The 17,021-nt window shown below is 69.4% G+C and carries 12 protein-coding genes; 7 read left to right on the plus strand and 5 right to left on the minus strand.

Annotated features, from left to right (window positions below; genetic code table 11):
• Nucleotides 1–114 precede the first annotated feature (114 nt).
• The gene (locus tag ACFZDL_RS04990) at nt 115–1,431 is read left to right on the plus strand and encodes an MFS transporter (protein WP_353591974.1); all 1,317 of its coding nucleotides are present in this window, start codon (nt 115–117) and stop codon (nt 1,429–1,431) included.
• Between the two features lie 86 nt (nt 1,432–1,517).
• Here the strand turns inward: ACFZDL_RS04990 and ACFZDL_RS04995 are convergent, their stop codons facing one another.
• Nucleotides 1,518–1,703: a hypothetical protein gene (locus ACFZDL_RS04995; protein WP_353591975.1), complete on the minus strand. Its 186-nt coding sequence runs from the start codon at nt 1,701–1,703 to the stop codon at nt 1,518–1,520.
• Nucleotides 1,704–2,020: 317 nt separating this feature from the next.
• On the opposite strand from ACFZDL_RS04995, the gene ACFZDL_RS05000 reads away from it, so the two are divergent.
• Nucleotides 2,021–4,987 (plus strand): GH59 galactosidase, encoded by a 2,967-nt coding sequence (locus tag ACFZDL_RS05000; protein WP_353591976.1) that lies wholly within the window; start codon nt 2,021–2,023, stop codon nt 4,985–4,987.
• A gap of 146 nt (nt 4,988–5,133) precedes the next feature.
• Here ACFZDL_RS05000 and ACFZDL_RS05005 read toward each other — a convergent pair whose 3' ends face one another.
• Entirely contained in the window at nt 5,134–6,108 is a 975-nt protein-coding gene (locus ACFZDL_RS05005; protein ID WP_353591977.1) for a WYL domain-containing protein, read from the minus strand.
• 97 nt (nt 6,109–6,205) lie between these two features.
• On the opposite strand from ACFZDL_RS05005, the gene ACFZDL_RS05010 reads away from it, so the two are divergent.
• From ACFZDL_RS05010 to ACFZDL_RS05025, 4 genes are all read left to right on the plus strand, one after another.
• A complete protein-coding gene (locus tag ACFZDL_RS05010; RefSeq protein WP_353591978.1) occupies nt 6,206–6,607 on the plus strand; it encodes a Rid family hydrolase in 402 nt (133 codons plus the stop codon).
• 217 nt (nt 6,608–6,824) lie between these two features.
• Nucleotides 6,825–7,244, plus strand: coding sequence for a hypothetical protein (locus tag ACFZDL_RS05015; protein WP_353591979.1), 420 nt, complete (start codon nt 6,825–6,827; stop codon nt 7,242–7,244).
• A 142-nt stretch (nt 7,245–7,386) separates the two neighbouring features.
• Nucleotides 7,387–8,058, plus strand: a complete 672-nt coding sequence (locus ACFZDL_RS05020; RefSeq protein ID WP_353591980.1) for a HEAT repeat domain-containing protein — start codon at nt 7,387–7,389, stop codon at nt 8,056–8,058.
• 3 nt (nt 8,059–8,061) lie between these two features.
• Nucleotides 8,062–9,066, plus strand: a complete 1,005-nt coding sequence (locus ACFZDL_RS05025) for a MerR family transcriptional regulator (protein WP_353591981.1) — start codon at nt 8,062–8,064, stop codon at nt 9,064–9,066.
• Nucleotides 9,067–9,131: 65 nt separating this feature from the next.
• Here the strand turns inward: ACFZDL_RS05025 and ACFZDL_RS05030 are convergent, their stop codons facing one another.
• Nucleotides 9,132–12,563, minus strand: a complete 3,432-nt coding sequence (locus tag ACFZDL_RS05030) for an NB-ARC domain-containing protein (RefSeq protein WP_353591982.1) — start codon at nt 12,561–12,563, stop codon at nt 9,132–9,134.
• Nucleotides 12,564–12,808: 245 nt separating this feature from the next.
• Between ACFZDL_RS05030 and ACFZDL_RS05035 the strand changes: the two genes are divergently transcribed.
• On the plus strand, nt 12,809–13,510 hold the full coding sequence (locus ACFZDL_RS05035; protein ID WP_353591983.1) for a 2-phosphosulfolactate phosphatase: 702 nt from the start codon (nt 12,809–12,811) through the stop codon (nt 13,508–13,510).
• A 20-nt stretch (nt 13,511–13,530) separates the two neighbouring features.
• Here ACFZDL_RS05035 and ACFZDL_RS05040 read toward each other — a convergent pair whose 3' ends face one another.
• Nucleotides 13,531–13,788 carry a hypothetical protein gene (locus ACFZDL_RS05040; RefSeq protein WP_353591984.1) on the minus strand — a complete coding sequence of 86 codons (258 nt, stop codon included), beginning with the start codon at nt 13,786–13,788 and terminating at the stop codon, nt 13,531–13,533.
• A gap of 29 nt (nt 13,789–13,817) precedes the next feature.
• A complete protein-coding gene (locus ACFZDL_RS05045) occupies nt 13,818–16,949 on the minus strand; it encodes a discoidin domain-containing protein (RefSeq protein ID WP_353591985.1) in 3,132 nt (1,043 codons plus the stop codon).
• Nucleotides 16,950–17,021 lie beyond the last annotated feature (72 nt).

Consider the following 17,021-nt stretch of genomic DNA (forward strand, 5'->3'; position numbering starts at 1 on the left):
TGAGGTGGCCGTGACCAAGCTGTGTCCCATCCACCTCTTCAATGGTGCTATCAAATCACGATACCTTCCGTCACCGTCCAGAGGATCAACGTCGAACTCCTGGGAGAGAGCCGCATGGAAGCGAAAGTGATGAAAACGGTCACCTGGCGGCTGATGCCGTTCCTGGTGCTGCTCTACTTGGTCGCCTACGTCGACCGGTCGAACGTCGGGTTCGCCAAGCTGACGCTCCAAGACGAACTCGGGCTGTCCAGCGCCGCGTTCACCCTCGGCCAGGTCGCGTTCTTCGTCGCGTACGCGATCTTCGAAGTGCCCAGCAACATCCTTCTCGAGCGGTTCGGAGCGCGCCGCTGGTTCACCAGGATCATGGTCAGCTGGGGCCTGGTAACCGTCCTCACGGCCCTGGTCTCCACCGCCTGGCAGTTCTACACCGCCCGCTTTCTGCTCGGGGTGGCCGAGGCTGGCTTCTACCCCGGTGTCCTCTACTACCTCACCAAGTGGTACCCGTACCGCTACCGGGCGCGCATGACCGGCTGGTTCATGATGGCGTCCCCGCTCGCCTTCATCATCGGCAATCCACTCATGGGTGCGCTCGGCGACCTGGACGGCACCCTCGGTCTGGAAGGCTGGCAGTGGATCTTCGTCGCCACCGGACTGCCCGCCGTACTACTCGCCGCCGTCACCCTCCGTGTGCTCCCGGACGGACCGGACGGGGTGGGCTGGCTGACCGCCGACGAGAAGGGCTGGATCTCCGGTGAACTCGCCCGAGAGGCGGGCGCGCTGGGCGCGGCCCACGAGAACCCGCTGAGCGCACTGCGCGACAGGCGCGTCGTGTGGATGGCGCTGTACTTCCTGTGCTTCCCCCTCGGCGCCTACGGCCTCAGCTTCTGGCTGCCGACCATCGTCGACGGCTTCGGTGGCCTGTCCTCCACGGCCACCGGGTTCATCACCGCCATCCCCTACGTCTTCGTCGCCCTCGGCCTGTACGTCGTGCCGAAGCTCGCCGACCGCAGCGGCTCCCGCTACCCGTGGATCGCCGCCACCACGGCCATAGGCGCCCTGGGCCTGGCCGCCACCGCGCTGGTGGACAACCACGTGCTGCAGATGGCGCTCATCAGCGTGGCCGCGGTGGGCATCTTCGCCGGACAGCCGGTGCTCTGGTCGCTGCCGTCCCGGTTCCTCGCGGGCGTTCAGGCCGCCTCCGGCATCGCCATGATCAACGCCGTGGGCAACCTGGGCGGTGGATTCGGACCCATGGGAATCGGCGTGATCGTGGACCGCACCTCGTCCCCCGTCACCGGTCTGTGGTTCCTGGTCGCCGCGATGGCCGTGGCCACCGTCGCCACCTTCGGCATCAAGCGGCTGATCGAGCGCGGGCCCGTCATCGCGGACACGCCGCAGCGGGACCCCGAACTCGGGCGCTCCACGGTCTGAGCCACCCCGGCCGCCCAGCCACCCTCCGCGCCCTCCGCCGACGCGCCTGTGGCGGAGGGCGCACCCCCGCCGGCGAGGCACCGACGCTACTTGCCCCTGGAACGACGCGGAGAGGTGCGGAGGCGTGCCAGGGTCCACACCGTCGCGTAGATGATGAAGGCGCTCATAGCGATGGCCCAGACCCACACGGCTTCGCCGCCTCGACGGATCATGAAGATCCCTGTAGCGACGGTGGCCAACACGACGACCAGCCATCGGTACGCCAGATCCACGTCATGCCTCCTGGCCACGCATCGCCATGAAACGGCTTCGGCAAAGTCCCCGGACCAGGCGTAGCCGCCCATGCCCGAGTTCATTCTCGGCATCCGAACACCGCCGAGAAGCAATGTCAATCCCCGCACCGGCAAGGACGGCATCGACCAGGGCGGATGACCTTCTCGGTGAGCACACCCGAATGGCGCGCGAAGTCCAAGCGTTTTCCAGCAGGGGGATTGACGCAGAAAGCGCTTGCCGCCTACGGTCCCCTCCGGATTCACGAACATCATTCGGCATGTCGAACCCCTCGGTCCCAAGAAGGAGTCGAAGCGCGATGGGCACGCAGCGAAGACTCGGATGGATGTCGCTTGCCGCGGCGACCACCATGGCCCTGGCGGCGGGAGTCATCAGTGCACCTTCCGCCTACCCCGCGGATGACCCCGTGGAGGTCGTGGTCAACGGGGAGGACGTTCGCGCCGACAACGTGAACGGCATGACCTACAAGGGCCTCGGCCTGCTCAGCTGCAACAGCACGAGCAACCTGCTGATGGACTACAAGGCGGAGCATCCCGGCCGGTACTGGCAGCTCATCAGAGTCCTGTTCGGCGGCAAGAACCCCGTGATCAACCATGTCAAGATCGAGATGGGATCGGACACGAACACCTCGACCGGCTCCGATCCGGCGACCATGCGCACACCGGACGAACTCGCTGACGCGTCCCGTACCCCGGGCTTTCAGCTGGCCGCCGACGCCAAGACGGTCAACCCGAACCTCAAGGTCTCGATTCTCCGCTGGGAGATGCCCGAATGGGTCCAGAAGGAATGGGACAAGGGCACGGGCACCGACGAGATGTACACGTGGTACAAGGAGACGATCCTCGACGCCTATGAGACGTACGGGTACATGGTCGACTACGTCGACCCGGACAAGAACGAGACGCGGGACCCGGACGAGGCCTTCATCAAGTGGTACAAGAACGCGATTGTGACCGACACGGACTTCGCGAATCCGCGCTACGGCATCCCGGCGGACAAGCAGGAGAAGGCCGAGCGGGCCTACCACCGCATCAAGATCGTCGCCTCTGACGAGAACAACACGCTCAACATCGGACCGTCACTGCTCAGCGACAAGGAACTCTTCGGCATCGTCGACGCGGTGGGCTACCACTACACCACCGAGGACCGGCGCGAGGGGACCGCGGACAGCGACACGTACCTGCCGTACACCAAGCTGGCGACCGGCGAGAACAAGTACGACGAGGACAAGGAGGTCTGGTACAGCGAGGGAACCGCCTCGTTCGGCTACACCGACTACCGCGTCAACAACACCGAAGGCCCCAACGGGGCGAGCACCGGTATCGGCGGCGTCCAAAGCACCCTTGACCTCGCGAACCGCATCGTCAAGAGCTACGCGAACTCGAAGAGGACGCACTACATCTTCCAGCCGGCGATCGGGTCCTTCTACGAAGGCGCGCAGTACAGCCACAAGGAACTCGTCAGCGCGCGCGACCCGTGGTCGGGCTATCTCCACTACGACGCGGCCCTCTATGTGATGCAGCAGTTCACTCAGTTCGCGAAGACCGGCTGGGAGAACGACACGAACACCGCGGGCATCTGGCGCACCGTGCCGGAAGCCAGTTACAGCGGGGCCGGCGGCACCGAAAACGTCGACGGCTCGAACGGGGCCCCGAGTTACCTGACGCTCGCGGATCCTCGCAGGAAGGACTTCTCGACGATCGTCGTCAACGACAGCGACCGGTCCAAGACCTATCGGATCAAAGCCGAGAACATGCGACTCGGCGATCCGACCATGGAGATCTGGGAGACGCGCGGAGCCGACGCGGGGCAGGCCTACGACGCGAACTTCAAGCACCTCGTCGACGAGATCCGGCCCGGCGGCGACGGCTACTACACCTACACGGTCAAGCCGAGGTCGATCGTGACCCTGACGACGCTCGACAAGAGCCACGACCGGGCGACGAAGCAACGGCTGCCCGAGTCCGGGGACCGCACGGTGCTGGACACCGACGCGACCGGGAAGAAGCGCGACACCCGCGACAACGTCCTGTACGCCGACGACTTCGGGTACGAGGAGGAAGGCAGGGTCCAGGTCGGGACGGGCAACGGAGCACGCAAGGTGTCCCAGCCCTACCTGACGTCGCGTGGCAACCAGCCGCGCTACATGGTCGACCAGACCGGCGCCTGGGAGGTCGGCAAGGACGCGAGCGGCAACAACGTGCTGTACCAGCACATGGACCAGTCCATGAAGGACACCCACGCCTGGAACAAGAACACGCCGAACACGACGGTCGGCGACTTCCGCTGGGAGAACTACCGGGCCACGGTCGACGTCTCGTTCCCGGACCCGGCCGGCGGACTCGCCGCGCTGGGCGTCCGCCAGCAAAAGGGCATGGCGATCAGCGACGCCGCCTACAGCGTGCGTATCCGCCCGAACGGCACCTGGACGTTCTACGAATACGGCACGGCCATCAAGACGGGCACCGTCGCGGCATCCGACACCTACCGCCTCGCCATCGAGGCGAAGGGCGCGACGATCACGGCCTCCATCGACGGGAAAGCCGTCTCCACGTACCAGGACCCGACCCCGGAGACCGAAGGCCGTGTCAAGCTCGGCACCGACTTCTACAAGACGGCGTTCGACAACCTGAAGGTCGAGAAGATCGACGGGTACACGCCCTACGCCGACACCCAGATCGACAACATGGCCGGTTCGGTCGCGTACGACGGCGCCTGGAGCAGGAAGGCCGCATTCGGCGACGCGATGGACTGGTACCGGTCGACGTCGACGAGCACGGCTGCCGGCGCGTCGTTCACCGTCCCGTTCACCGGCACGGGCATCGACATCATCGGCGGCAACGACGGCAGCGCCGTACTCGACGTCTACGTCGACGGCAAACTGCTCGCAAGGGACGCGAAGACCGCCGCCACCGACAAACGCCTCGCGACGTACGCGCTGCGCGGCCTGCCCGACGGCGCGCACACCGCGAAGTTCGTCCTCACCTCCGGAAAGCTCGTTCTCGACGCGTTCAACACCATCTCCGGTGACGTGGACGGCACGGTGGACACGACACCGCTCCAGAACCGCCTGGATGCGATCGGCAGTCCGGCCCAGGCCGACTACACGCCCGGCTCATGGGCTCCGTTCGACTCCGCGTACTCGGCCGCCAAGGCCGCGGTGGCCGGGCAGAAGGGCCTCGACATCACGGGCGTCGAGCAGATCACGAACAGGCTCAACGAGGCCTACGACCGGCTGGCGCGCAAGGACGCCACCGCGCGGTAGCAGGCCCTCGGCGTGACGGGCGCTCTCCCGACCACGGGAGAGCGCCCACCCTTGCGCCCTGGCCGGGGTGCCCTGCTCCGTCCCGGACCGGCGAGCCCGGCCGGCGCTTGTCGGCTTCGGCGGCGGCCCGCAGAAGGCGACAACCCTCAGGATGACACTCCGTAGCAGGTGGCGATCGCGGCGGCGCGGTCGCGCAGGGAGGTGCGCAACCACTGCGGGGCCAGGGCCTCCGCGCTCGTGGCGAGCTGCCACAGCGCCCATTCGGCGTGTCGTGAATCCTGGAAGGTCACCTCCAGCCGCAGCCAGCCGTCCGCGTCGGTTTCCTCGGTCCGGACGGCCAGCGCGGTGCCCACCAGTTCCTCCCGCCGCGCCGGGTTCACCCGTACCAGCACAGCGACTTGGTCGCCGCCGGTCCGAAACCGGGTGCTGCGCTCCTGCCAGGCCCGGTCCAGATCGACCCGGTCCGGTCGCTGTGCGGGTTCGTCGAGTTCCTCGGCGGCCAAGATGCGGGACAGCCGGTAGGTGCGGTCCGCCCCTGATCTCGTGGCCAGCAAGTAGCCCTGGTCGCGTACGGTGACCAGGCCGATCGGGTCCACGGTGCGCCACTTCGGGGTCTGGTCCACGGCCGCGTAGCGGATGCGCAGCTTGTGTCCGGCGAACACCGCCCGCCGGACCTCGGCCACGACGGTGTCGGGCACCTCCTCAGCGGCCACGCGGCGCGAGAGAAGGTCGGTCTCGGGGTCGATGAGCAGTCGCTGCGCCGCGCCGGCCGCGGTGGCCCGATAGTTTTCGGGCAGCGCGTCAACCACCTTGAGCATGGCCGAAGCGAGCGCCGAGCCGAGGCCGAATACCTGTGCGCCACGCCGTGATCCGGCGACCAGCAGGGCGAGCGCCTCGTCGTGGTTCAGTCCGGTGAGCTCCGTCTGGAAACCGGGCAGCAACGCGAACCCGCCGTGCCGGCCGCGTTCGGCGTAGACCGGGACACCGGCTGCGGACAGCGCCTCGATGTCGCGCAGCACGGTGCGGGTGGACACCTCCAGCTCGCGGGCCAGCGTGGCCGCGGAGAGTCGACCGCGCTGGCGCAGCAGCAGCACCAGCGAGACCAATCGGTCGGCGCGCATACGGAAACTCTACAGGAATACATGACACACGATGTCGTGATTCCTTGGAAGGCTTACCGGCACGGCAAAGATCCATCGCACGCGAGAGGTGATCCACATGGCACACGCCCTTGTCAATCCGGACGGTTTGCACGACCCGGTCCCGTTCGGCTACAGCCACACCGCCACTGTCCCCGCAGGCAAGGAACTGGTGCTCATCGCGGGTCAGTACGGATCGGGTCCGGACGGCGCGGTGGTCTCGACCGACTTCAGCGAGCAGGTGAAGCAGACGTTCCACAACATCGGCGTCGCTCTTGCCGCCCATGGGCTCGACCTCAGCCACGTCGTGCAGCTCAGAACGTATGTGGTGAACCATGACGTCAGCAAGCTTGGGCCGATCGCCGGCGCCGTGCGGGAGGGCTGGGGTACGGAACCGCCCACGCAAACCCTCATCGGTGTCGCGAGCCTGGCTACGCCTGATGTGCTGTTCGAGGTCGAGGCCCTGGCCGCCCGGCCCTGACTCGCCGCCGCCCGCGAGGCCGGCCTGATCATGGTGAAGACCTCCGGTGTGGTGGAGCTGTCCAGGAACGCACCACACGGAGGTCTTCGCTTCCCACCGTAGTGCCCCGCTGACCGTTCACGGCAGGCATCTGCTGGTCGAGCGCGCGGCCCCGCGGGCTCCCAGGTGGTAGAGGCCTGGACCTCCCCCACCCACGCGGAAAGGAACCTCTCCCCCGATGCCCGGCACCCCTGACACCACTCCCCACCGAGCCCACCTGCGGCTGCTCTGGCCCGAGTGGCAGGGGGCAGGCGCCGCCATGGTCGGACACCTCGCCCCCGAGTTCCCGCTCGACGCGGCCCGCCGGGCCCACACCGTCGGCACCACCGTCCTTCAGGCCGTGCTGCCGCCGAGCGACGGGCCGGTCGCCACCGTCCCCGTCTCCCTGGGCGACCCCGGCGGCGAACTGGGGGCCGGCGAGCGCGACCCGACCGGCCGGGATGGTGGCCGGGATGGTGGCCGGGAGCAGCGCGGACATCTCCGGGCCGCCGTGACACCGGCGCCGAGGTCAACCGGATCACCCGCGACACTCCAGGGTGCGGCCGACGTCGTCCATGTCCAGCAGGTCCTGCGCGGTTTCCCGCTCATCGACGGCTGAGCGCACCGGCCGGTCCGCCCGGGCGGACGCCACCTCGCCCACCGTACGCAAGCCCGCCCCGCACAGCATGGATGACTGCGCTGGTTCCGCTTGACCTTGACACAGTGACAAGCTCTTCACTGCAGCCAAGGAGGTGGTCCCCATGACCATGGCGACGAAGGACACGAATACGATGCGAGCTCTGCAGGGGCTGGAGAACAACAACCCGTCGGTCCGGTTGCAGGCAGCGCTGGCGGTCGGCACGGCCCCTGACCCGGCGTTCATCGGCAAGCTCATCGAGCGGTGCGCGATCGAGCCCGAGTTCTACGTGCGCGAAATGCTGACGTGGGCACTCACCCGCCACGCGGCTTCAATGACGGTCCCGCTGCTTGTCGACGAAGTCCGCTCGGAGCGTGCACAGGCACGTAGCCAGGCGTTGCACACGCTGTCCAAGATCGGGGATCGGCAAGCGTGGCCGGCGATCACACCGGCGCTGCTGTCCGACGCCGACGACGAGGTGGCCCGGAGCGCCTGGCGGGCGGCGGTCGTGCTCGTGCCCGACGGTGAGGAGCACGAGTTGGCCGTAGTGCTGGCGACACAGCTCGGGCGCGGCGAACGCGAGACGCAGCTGAGCCTCAGCCGGGCGCTGATCGCGCTCGGGGAGGTGATGTTGCCGACGCTGGGCGCCGCGACGACGGATCCCGACCCTCGCGTGAGGGCGCACGCGATCGCCACGGAACGGCTGTGGCACGACCCGGACGCCGGATTCGAGTTCGCCGTCGAGGAGGCGAAGCGCATCGCAGCCCTCGGCGGGGCCGGCCAGGAGGGGCAGTAGGCAGTGTTGATCGGTGATGTCGCGCGACGAGCCGGGGTCAGCGCCCGCATGCTCAGGCATTACGAATCGCTCGGCCTGGTGCGGCCAACGGGTCGTACCGACTCCGGCTACCGGGAGTACTCCAGCGAGAACATCCGGCGAATCTTCCACATCGAGAGCCTGCGGTCACTGGGGCTGTCGCTGCGCGACGTCAGGCGCGCGCTCGATGACCCCGGCTTCGCCCCCGCGGAGCTCGTCGACGACCTCATCCGCCAGACACGAGACCGCATCGCAGCGGAGACGGAGCTGCTCACGCGGCTCCTCCGGATCGGTGCCGCGCAGCCCGCCGGCTGGAAGGACGTCCTCCAGATCGTCGCGCTCCTCCAGGCGTTGGGGTCGAAGAACGCGGGGGCGCGGCAGCGCGCGGCCCTGTCCGCGGTCGAGGAAGTTCCCGTGCCGGTGGAAGCACTGGTCGAGGCCGTGCTGGGCGAGTCGGACCCGAACGTCGCCGGAGCCCTTCGCTGGGCTCTGGCGCAATCAGGCGAGGACGGGCTGCCACTGCTGGCGAAGGGCCTCGACTCACCAGCGGCCGAGGTGCGGAAACGCGCCGTCCAGTCCATCGCCGAGATTCCGGACGGCGAGGCGACCGCACTGCTGGGGGACGCCCTCACGAACCCCGACATCGTGGTCCGCGGGTACGCGGCTCTGGCGCTCGCGACACGTGGAGTAGCCGACGCGGTCCCGACGCTCATCGACATGATCGTCGAGGAGAGGAACGACGCCGACGCAGCCGATGCGCTGAGCGTGCTGGCGAGTGATCCCGCGCTGGCGGATCAGATCGCCAGTGGGCTCGTCGACCGCCTCGCCCACGGCACCGTTGGTACGTCTGCGCGTCGACGGCTGACACAGGCGCTCGCGGACATACCGGGGATCACGACGTCACGCGCCCTCGCTGATCTGTCACATGACGAAGACCGCGCCGTCGCGCTCACCGCGACATACGTTCTCAAGCTACGCGACGCACGATAGCCAATGGCTTTTCGAGCGGCACGGCACAGGTTGAGGCCGCCGCAAGCGCGTGCGACCGAGGCGGTTCATCCGCCCGTGCGTTCCTGGAATCCTCGCAGATGTAGTCGGACCAGGCCGTGCTTCGTACCCGCGATGACGGCACTGTTCCCCTCGGTGTCCAGGGCCCTCACTGGCGCGTCGAGGTCAATGTCGAACAGCGGAAACCACTCCGCTTCTGTTTCGTCCAGCGCGCCGAGTGGCCAGACGCGCAGAATCGTGTCACCCGTGACCGCGACGGGCGAGCCGTCCGGCAGCGTCGCGCAGACCGCGTGACGTGTCCAGTCGGTTCGGATCGCCGAGACGGCGATGGGGCGACAGGTCACCAGGTCCCACACCGCGACCGTCGCGTGCGTGGTGTCCTCGCTGCCGGCGATGGCCACCACCCGGCCGTCGGGCAGTCGGGTACACGCGAGGGCGGTGACAGCGGCGGGGCTGAGCTGTCGCTCACCTCGGCAGTTCATGCTCGTACCGATGCGCTCTCCGGTGCGCGTGTCCCAGATCCGGATGGTTCCGTCGTTCCCGCCGCTGACCACGATCGGGCGTCCGTCCGGCAGCGTGCCGGTGGTGAGTGCACAGACGCAGGGGAGACGTCCGCCGTCGTGCTCCCAGCGCGTGCGTTGCCGGGTGTGCTTGCGCCACAGGTGTTCCCCGGTGGGCAGTCGCACGGCCTCGATGACGTTCCCGGCCCCGCCCGTGATCGCTACCGTGGTGCCGTCCGCCTCGGCGGCCAGGCAGGCGACCGACCAGACCGTCCCAATATCCTGAGCGGGGCTTACGTCCTGTTCTTGTCCGTCAGCGACTCGCCATACCCGCACGCCGTGATCGCGCTTGCCGAGAAGGAAGCCGCGGTGGTGGGCGAGTGCCTTGGTGCACCCGGGCAGTTGAGCGACGATCCGCTCGGCCTCCCAGACGCGTAGCACCCCGTCCGTGTGGCCTGTGACCGTACGGCCTCCGGCGTCCACCACGCTGGTGACGGCCGGCAGCACACCATCGCTGACTGACGGGCCGTTGAACGCCTTCGACTCCCACAAGCGCGCGGTGTTCTCGTTGCCGCCCGTCACCAAGGCCACGCGCCCTCCGCCCAGTTCGGTGCAGGCCAGCGAACGAATGGAGCCGTCGTGCGCGGTCAGCGGCGCTCCCCACGGCGTTCCGGTTCGCGCGTCCCACAGCCGGACTGTCCCGTCATCGCCACCACTGATCAACACTTCCGTTCCGGCCAGGAGCGCGTGGGCCAGGGACGAGATATATGTGCCATGAGCAATGGGGGCGCTCCCCGCCGGCGCGCCCGTCGCGGGATCCCAGCGCAGGACCACACCGGAATCGCCCGCTGTGAACAGCCCGCTCCGTCCCCACACGAGATGCATGGTCCTGCGCGGGTCGCCGGCGATGCCGTGGTCGGCCGGTCGCCCTGTCTCCGCGTCCCACAGCCGGACCATGGACCTCTCGTTGGCGACGGCCACCCCCAGATGCCCGTCCGCCAATGTGCCGGCCGCGATCGTCCAAAACCCGTCGGTGTCCTCGATCGAGAAGCTGATCTCCTTCCCGATGGTGCGGCCGGTTGTCGCGTCCCAGGAGTGAACGGTGCGGTCCCAGCACGCCACCACCACGATCGGGCGACCAGCGTGCTCCGTCCAAACGATCTCGCTGACCCTGGTGACCCTCGCCTGGCCCTCGAACGGCACGTCGTCTCCGGTCACCAGGTCCTGGACGCGCAGCTGCCCGTCCAGTCCGCACATGATGACGAGGTGGCGATCGCCGCCGGGGAGTGGGACACACTGGATCACGTGTGTCCTTCGTCCCGGCAGGAGCCAGGGTGGTCTGACGCTCTCGTTGCTGGCCAGGTCCACGACGCGCACATCACCATCGAGGTCGGCGCTGATGGCCCAGTTCCGTCCGTCCGGCAGGGTCGCGATCGCGACGGTCAGAACAGCGGATCCGTGCCGGGCGAGTATCTTGTGCTCCGGCACTGGGTTCCAACGTGTCCACGAGCTGCGCCACGGCGCGTTCCGCCCCTGACAGTCGGCTGCGGCCGCGAGCGCGTGGGCGCCGACCTGCCGGGCGGCGAGCGCCAGATAGGCGGGACGATCGGCCACCGGCTGGTCCCGCAGCTGGTGTGCGGTCCGCTGGTAGACGGCGGCGGCGGCCCGTGCGTCGTCGCTCTTCGCCGCTCCCAGGCAGGCCAGCAGTTCCGGCTGGGAGGCGGCGAGCAGAAAGCCCGCGTCCAGCAGGAGGGGGTCGAGAAGCTCGGCCTCGGTGGCGTGGCCGGCCAGATGTCTGAGGGTGTAGGAACGTGCGGCCACCCAATCGGCCGGAGCCTCGGCGCGCAGGGCGCGAACCATCGTAGCGCTCGCCTTGACGACGCCGACCGGGCCGAGGACGTGTCGGAGGTAGGCGCGCAGCACATCGTGCACGACAACCATTCCGTCCACGACGGCGATCAGCGACAGATCGGCGAGAAGCCTGATCAGGCGCCGCCCCCCGGCGACGTCGAGCCCGTCCGCCGCCCACAGCAGGCAGACCACCTCGATCGGGACGCCGGTGTCCTCGGGCAGGACGCCCAGTTGCAGGAAGCGTTCGCGCCCAGGCCTGGTCGGCGCGCCCTTGTCCAAACGCGTCAGGCTCGCCTCGACCGACGATCTGACCGCGTATTCCCTGCGGTCCGCGCTCTCCAGATCGAGACTGTCAGGACCGTCCAGAAGCAGTTGGTCTCCGATCAGATCAGCGGCCTGGTCCGGTGTCATTCCGTCCTCGATCCACTGGCGCATGGCGCTGTTGGCCAGGGACAGCAACAGTGCCCAACCTCCGGTCAGCCGCGTCAGCTGCTCCGTGCGGGTCAGTTCGGGCAAGCCGCTGGACAGCAGGGACCCGCTCTCCCCGGGGCTCATGCGTCCGACCTTCACAATCCGGCAGGCCGCGGGGAGTGCGCCGCGCATCCTGCTCGTCACCAGGCGGGTCACGTTCGGTCCGACGGGAAAGGGGTCCAGCCTGCTGGCCGCCCACAGGTCATCGATGACCAGCAGCGTGGGCTCGCGCTCCCGCAAGAGCTCACCGAGCAGGTATCCGGCCATTGAGGGATCTGTCAGGGCCGGCCGCCGGCCGCTCAACAGCTCGCTGAGATCGTTGATCTTGTCGGCCAACACCGGATCCGGAACATGTTCGCCCAGCGTCACCCACAGCACGCCACCGGGAAACGCGTCGCGCGTGAGCTCACAGACCCGTACGGCCAAAGTCGTCTTGCCGAAACCACCGGCACCAACCACGCCGACGTCCGCGGCGCCCGGCGCCAGCAGGCCCGTCAACCGCTCGTTGAGACTGACGCGTTCCACCAGCGCCCGGGTCGGCTGTGGCACCATCCAGATGCGGCGCCGCGCATCACGCCCGCCGCCGAGGCTGACACTGTTGGCCTGGATGACGCTCCCGTGCACCGTGCCGCTCAGGTCATTGCGGGTGTCACTCATGGGTTGAGTATCCCGTGCCGGTGCGCGAGGAGCCTTGCCCGGCACGGGCCCCGTGCCGCTTCCGACGCCAGATGACCGGGCGCAGTCCGGCCTGCTCGATCAGGTCCACGAGTTGTTCCGGCCGCCATTTGTGTGTCGTCCAGCGAACGGGACGGGGGAGGTGCCGTGCATGCATGGCGGCACCGTCGCTGTGATGCGGATGACTGTCTGGTTGCTCTGACGCAGGCATGCGCAATGATGACCGGATGGACGCTCGTTTCCTTGGCATAGCGGAGCTGGTCGAAGCCCCGTCCGTGGCGGTCGTCGTCGACGTCATGCGTGCATTCACCGTGGCTGCCTGGGCCTTTGCCCAGGGGGCGGAAAAGATCGTTCTTGCTGAGTCGCTGGACGAGGCCCTGGCGCTCAGGTCTCGCCACCCGGATTGGGCGGCTCTCAAAGACGGTCCGCCCGCGCCCGGGTTCGACATGGTCAACTCGCCGGGCCTGCTGCGGTCCGTTGACCTTGGCGGACGGACCGTTGTGCAGAAAACCACGGCAGGAACGGTCGGCGCCCTCGCGGTCAAGGAGGCGTCGCTGGTGTTGTGCGCCGGCTTCGTGGTGGCGGAGGCGACGGCTCGGTTCTTGCGGGCGCGCACGAGTGACAGGGTCACGTTCGTGGTCACCGGCGAAGACGGGCAGGCCGATGAAGATCTGGCGTGTGCTCAGTACATCGCTCGGAGGGCCACCGGGGCCGGGACGGATGCAGCTGATTTCCTCCGCCGCGCTGCCGAGTCGCGCGCCGCCGCCGAGCTGGCGGAGGGTGTGCGTCAAGGAGTCCATCCTGATGACGTCGCACTCTGTCTTGAGCTCGACCGGTTCCCCTTTGCCATGGTGGCGACCTTGGAAGACTCGCTCATGGTCCTCCGCCCGTGTGCCGCGCCTTCGCTGACCGACGAGGCTTCGATCTGATCGCTGGTGAGGTCCAACTCTCACCACGCCGGGCTGATCAAATCGCCGGTGCGCAGCGCGGTGTGATGCCTTTCGTGACCGAGCGCCAGGACGAGCCGCACCAGCTCGTGTCCGTCCTGCGCAACGGACAGTGGCTGGCCGTTGCCACCGGTGGCCTTGGCGCACTCGCGGTGGCGGCCGTGCCCTGGATCGGCCGGATCGGAGGTGATCCGGACACCACATTCGATCAACTCGGACTGACGCCCGCCCTCTTGGCGGCGGCCACGTTCGTGCCCCACCCTCGGGCTGCCCGGCGGGCACGGAGCGGTCAGCGCACCGTCAGGCGCCGCAGGCGTGACACCGCCGCGGGCGCCGATCCGTCGACTTCGAGGCTGACGTAGCGGGCCGTCTCGGAGGCGGTCAGCCGGCGCACGCGGCCCCGGCCGGTGGGGGTCCCGGCGTCCCGGTAGGTGATGCCGTCCATGCTGAAGCCGACCTTCGCGCCAGGCGCCGCGCCCGCCGTCCACTCGGTCTCCACCAGGCGGACCGGGCGGGCCGCGCCGAGGTCCACGACCATGCGGCCGTGCGTGCCCGGCTTCCACGCCGTGCGGGCATCGCCGTCCACCGCCGCCGCGGGGTCGGACATGCCCTCCGGCAGCGGGCTCGTGGGGAAGACGGTCCTGCCGAGGGCCAGGTCGTCGTGCGGGTGGGCGGCCGCGCCGGCCAGGACGACGGTGACCGTCCGGCCCGCTCTGACGACGGCGACCTTGCTGCGTCCCTGGGCCCGGACGCGCAGGGTGCAGGAGGCCCCGGACAGGCGCACGGTCGCGCCGTCGACGACCTGGGCCCGCAGGCCGGACGGCAGACGTCGGCTCGTGAGGGGGGTGAGCGTGAAGCGCGGGGCCAGCACGACCGCCGTGGCGGCGGGCAGCGCGGCCTCGAAGGACGTGCCGTCGGCGGTCAGCGTCTGCGTGCCCTCGAAGACCACCGTGTCCGTGCCGGTGCGCGGGATCATGATCCGCGTCCTGACGGACTCGCCGGACAGGTTGAACAGGGTCAGGTGTCCGTCCGTCAGCGTCGTGCGCACCGCGGTGGCCTCGGCCGTGGGTGCGACCCCCCGGGCGATCGCGCGCAGGTTCTCGGCCGAGGTGCCGGGGAAGCCCTCGACGAGGAGAGGTGCCGCCGGGCCGTCGCCGAGGACGATCTTGTCGTCGTACACGCCGATCGGGTTCCGGCCGTCCCGCACCACGAGCCCGGCGCGTCCCTCGACATCGAGCCAGCCGCCGCGGCTGCTCACCGCCGGCCTCGGCCCGGTCGCCAGGTCCCGCCAGTCCCGGCCGTCCGTGGAACCCTGGACGCGGTAGGCGCGGCCGGCCGCCGATTCCCAGCGCAGGGTGACCCGGTCGATCCGGCGCTCGGCGCCGAGGTCGACGGCCAGCCAGCTGTCGGCGCGCGGACGGTCGGCCTTCGACACCGCCCAGCGGGTGGCCGCGTCGCCGTCGACCGCGAGCGGCGCGCCCTTCCCGGCGTCGGCCGACGAGGCGGTGGCGGACCCGCCGCGCGCCAGGTCCGCGCCCTGAGCGCCGTCGCGCACCTCGAAGGCGTACACGGAGTACCCGTAGGCCGGGTCGGGCCGCATGCCGAGCATGCGGACGTGGCGCACCGTCGTGGGGGTGAAGCCGAGGTCGTCGACCCGCCCGGCGGGTGTGTCCGTGGAGGTGTCGCGGGCGCGGACGGTCGCCTCGCCCTCCTCGAAGCGGTAGGTGCGCGCGCCGTCGAGCCCCGGCATGCCAGGCATCGTCAGGTTGTACACGTCGAGGTGGCCCTCCGCGTCGGCGGTGCCGCTGCTCGCGTAGACGACGGCGCCCGTCGGGAGCGTCGCGAACCCGGCCCAGCCGCCGTCGAGGCGCAGGAGCGTCGCGCTGCCGTCGAAGCCGTCGCGCAGGGACTCGTACACGCGCACGGTACGGCCCTGGACCTTCGCGGCGGTGGCGGGCAGGAACATCGGGGTCGCGCCGCTGAGCCGGAACAGCCAGTCGTCGTGGACCGGCTGCCACGCGAACTTCACGAACCCGGGCTTCGTCACGGCACCGGCCCACGCGGTCCGCGACTGGTGCGACACCAGTCCGGGGCCGGTCCCGAAGTCCGTGACACCGGAGGCCCGCGCGAACAGTTCCTCGCGCGACAGCGCCTTGACGGGCCGCCCGGACGCCGCCGCCCCCACGTGCAGCAGGTAGCTGATCGCGATCTCGGCGCGTGCCTCCGGCTCGTACTTCGGCTCCCCCGAGAACTTCGCCATCCGGTGCTCGGGCGGGTACTGCTGGTACGCCTCCAGCCTCGACGCCAGCTCCTGTTCCGCGCGCGCCGCGGCCCGGTCGCGCATCACCTGGGAGAGGAAGGCGAGCGGGATGACGTCCCTGCCGTAGAGGTGCTCGCGGTCGTTGACCATCGGCATCAGCGGTTCGCCCGCGTCGCTCATGACGCCCAGCAGCGTGCGCCACAGCGGCTGGGCGTTCGGCTGCCGTGCGAGGACCTGCGGGAGGGGGCGCCCGGCGGCCAGGAAGTGCGCGGCGTTGCGGCCGGAGGTGCGCCACAGTTCCTCTTGGTAGTGCGGGCCGAAGGACCCGTGGTTCTCGACGATGAAGGTGTCGTACAGGTTGCGGGCGGTGTTCTCGGAGACGGCGACGCCGTCCACGCGGGCGGGGTTGGCGAGGTCGGCGGGCGGCAGCCCCGCCTCGTTGCGCGACCAGATGCCGTACCACGTGGCCCAGTCGGCGGCGCGGGGGTCGTCGTGGGCCCACGCGAGCGCCGGTGCGAGGGTCTGTGCGTACAGGCCCATCTCTTCCAGCTTGGTGTCGCCGACGTGTCCGCCGCTCAGGCCGTTCGGCGTCCAGTCGCCCGAGGCGGGGTCGTCGCCGCTGCCCAATGACACGGTGTAGGCGGCCTGTTCGCGGACGATGGCCTCGATGTTCTTCTGCGTCGCGGTGTCGAGGCCCTCCCACAGCAGCCGGGCGGCGAGGACGAAGTACGACTGGAAGGTGGTGTCGAAGAAGAGCTTGCGGCCCCACTCGTTGCCGCCGGTGAGCCGGTTCGACGCGGCGAAGTGACGGATAGTGGCGAGCGTGCGCCGCTTGAGGGTTTCCCGGTCGATGCCCGCGCGCGCCGCGTCGTAGGTGCCGTGGGTGAGCAGCACCGCGTGGCCGAGGACCACGGCGAACCCGAAGTCCTTGGCGCGGTAGTGGCCCTGGGCCTCGTCCCACTGCGTCTCGGACCACCGGGTGTGGTCCAGGAGCACCCGCAGGTAGGTGGCCGCGACGGCGTCGGGCGGTGTGTCCGTGCGACCGTCCGCGGCGTGGGCGCTCGCGGCTCCGGTGAGCGGAGGCAGGGCGGCCAGCCCGCCCGTGAGACCGGCGAGGTGCAGGAAGCGGCGGCGGAGGAGGGGTAAGGACGGGTGCGACACGGCGAGCCACCTCGGAGGCTGGACAACGTTGTCAGTGCAGCGGTGCCGCACATTCTTCGACGGTCCGGGGCT

This window comes from Streptomyces sp. NPDC007917, from assembly GCF_042959105.1.
In the GTDB taxonomy this organism is placed as follows: Bacteria; Actinomycetota; Actinomycetes; order Streptomycetales; family Streptomycetaceae; genus Streptomyces.

Bases quoted from the DNA above. Each gene is read 5' to 3' on its own strand.
- ACFZDL_RS04990 (WP_353591974.1), top strand. From the start codon at position 115: ATGGAAGCGAAAGTGATGAAAACGGTCACCTGGCGGCTGATGCCGTTC.
- ACFZDL_RS05000 (WP_353591976.1), top strand. From the start codon at position 2,021: ATGGGCACGCAGCGAAGACTCGGATGGATGTCGCTTGCCGCGGCGACC.
- ACFZDL_RS05005 (WP_353591977.1), bottom strand. From the start codon at position 6,108: ATGCGCGCCGACCGATTGGTCTCGCTGGTGCTGCTGCTGCGCCAGCGC.
- ACFZDL_RS05010 (WP_353591978.1), top strand. From the start codon at position 6,206: ATGGCACACGCCCTTGTCAATCCGGACGGTTTGCACGACCCGGTCCCG.
- ACFZDL_RS05015 (WP_353591979.1), top strand. From the start codon at position 6,825: ATGCCCGGCACCCCTGACACCACTCCCCACCGAGCCCACCTGCGGCTG.
- ACFZDL_RS05020 (WP_353591980.1), top strand. From the start codon at position 7,387: ATGACCATGGCGACGAAGGACACGAATACGATGCGAGCTCTGCAGGGG.
- ACFZDL_RS05030 (WP_353591982.1), bottom strand. From the start codon at position 12,563: ATGAGTGACACCCGCAATGACCTGAGCGGCACGGTGCACGGGAGCGTC.
- ACFZDL_RS05035 (WP_353591983.1), top strand. From the start codon at position 12,809: ATGGACGCTCGTTTCCTTGGCATAGCGGAGCTGGTCGAAGCCCCGTCC.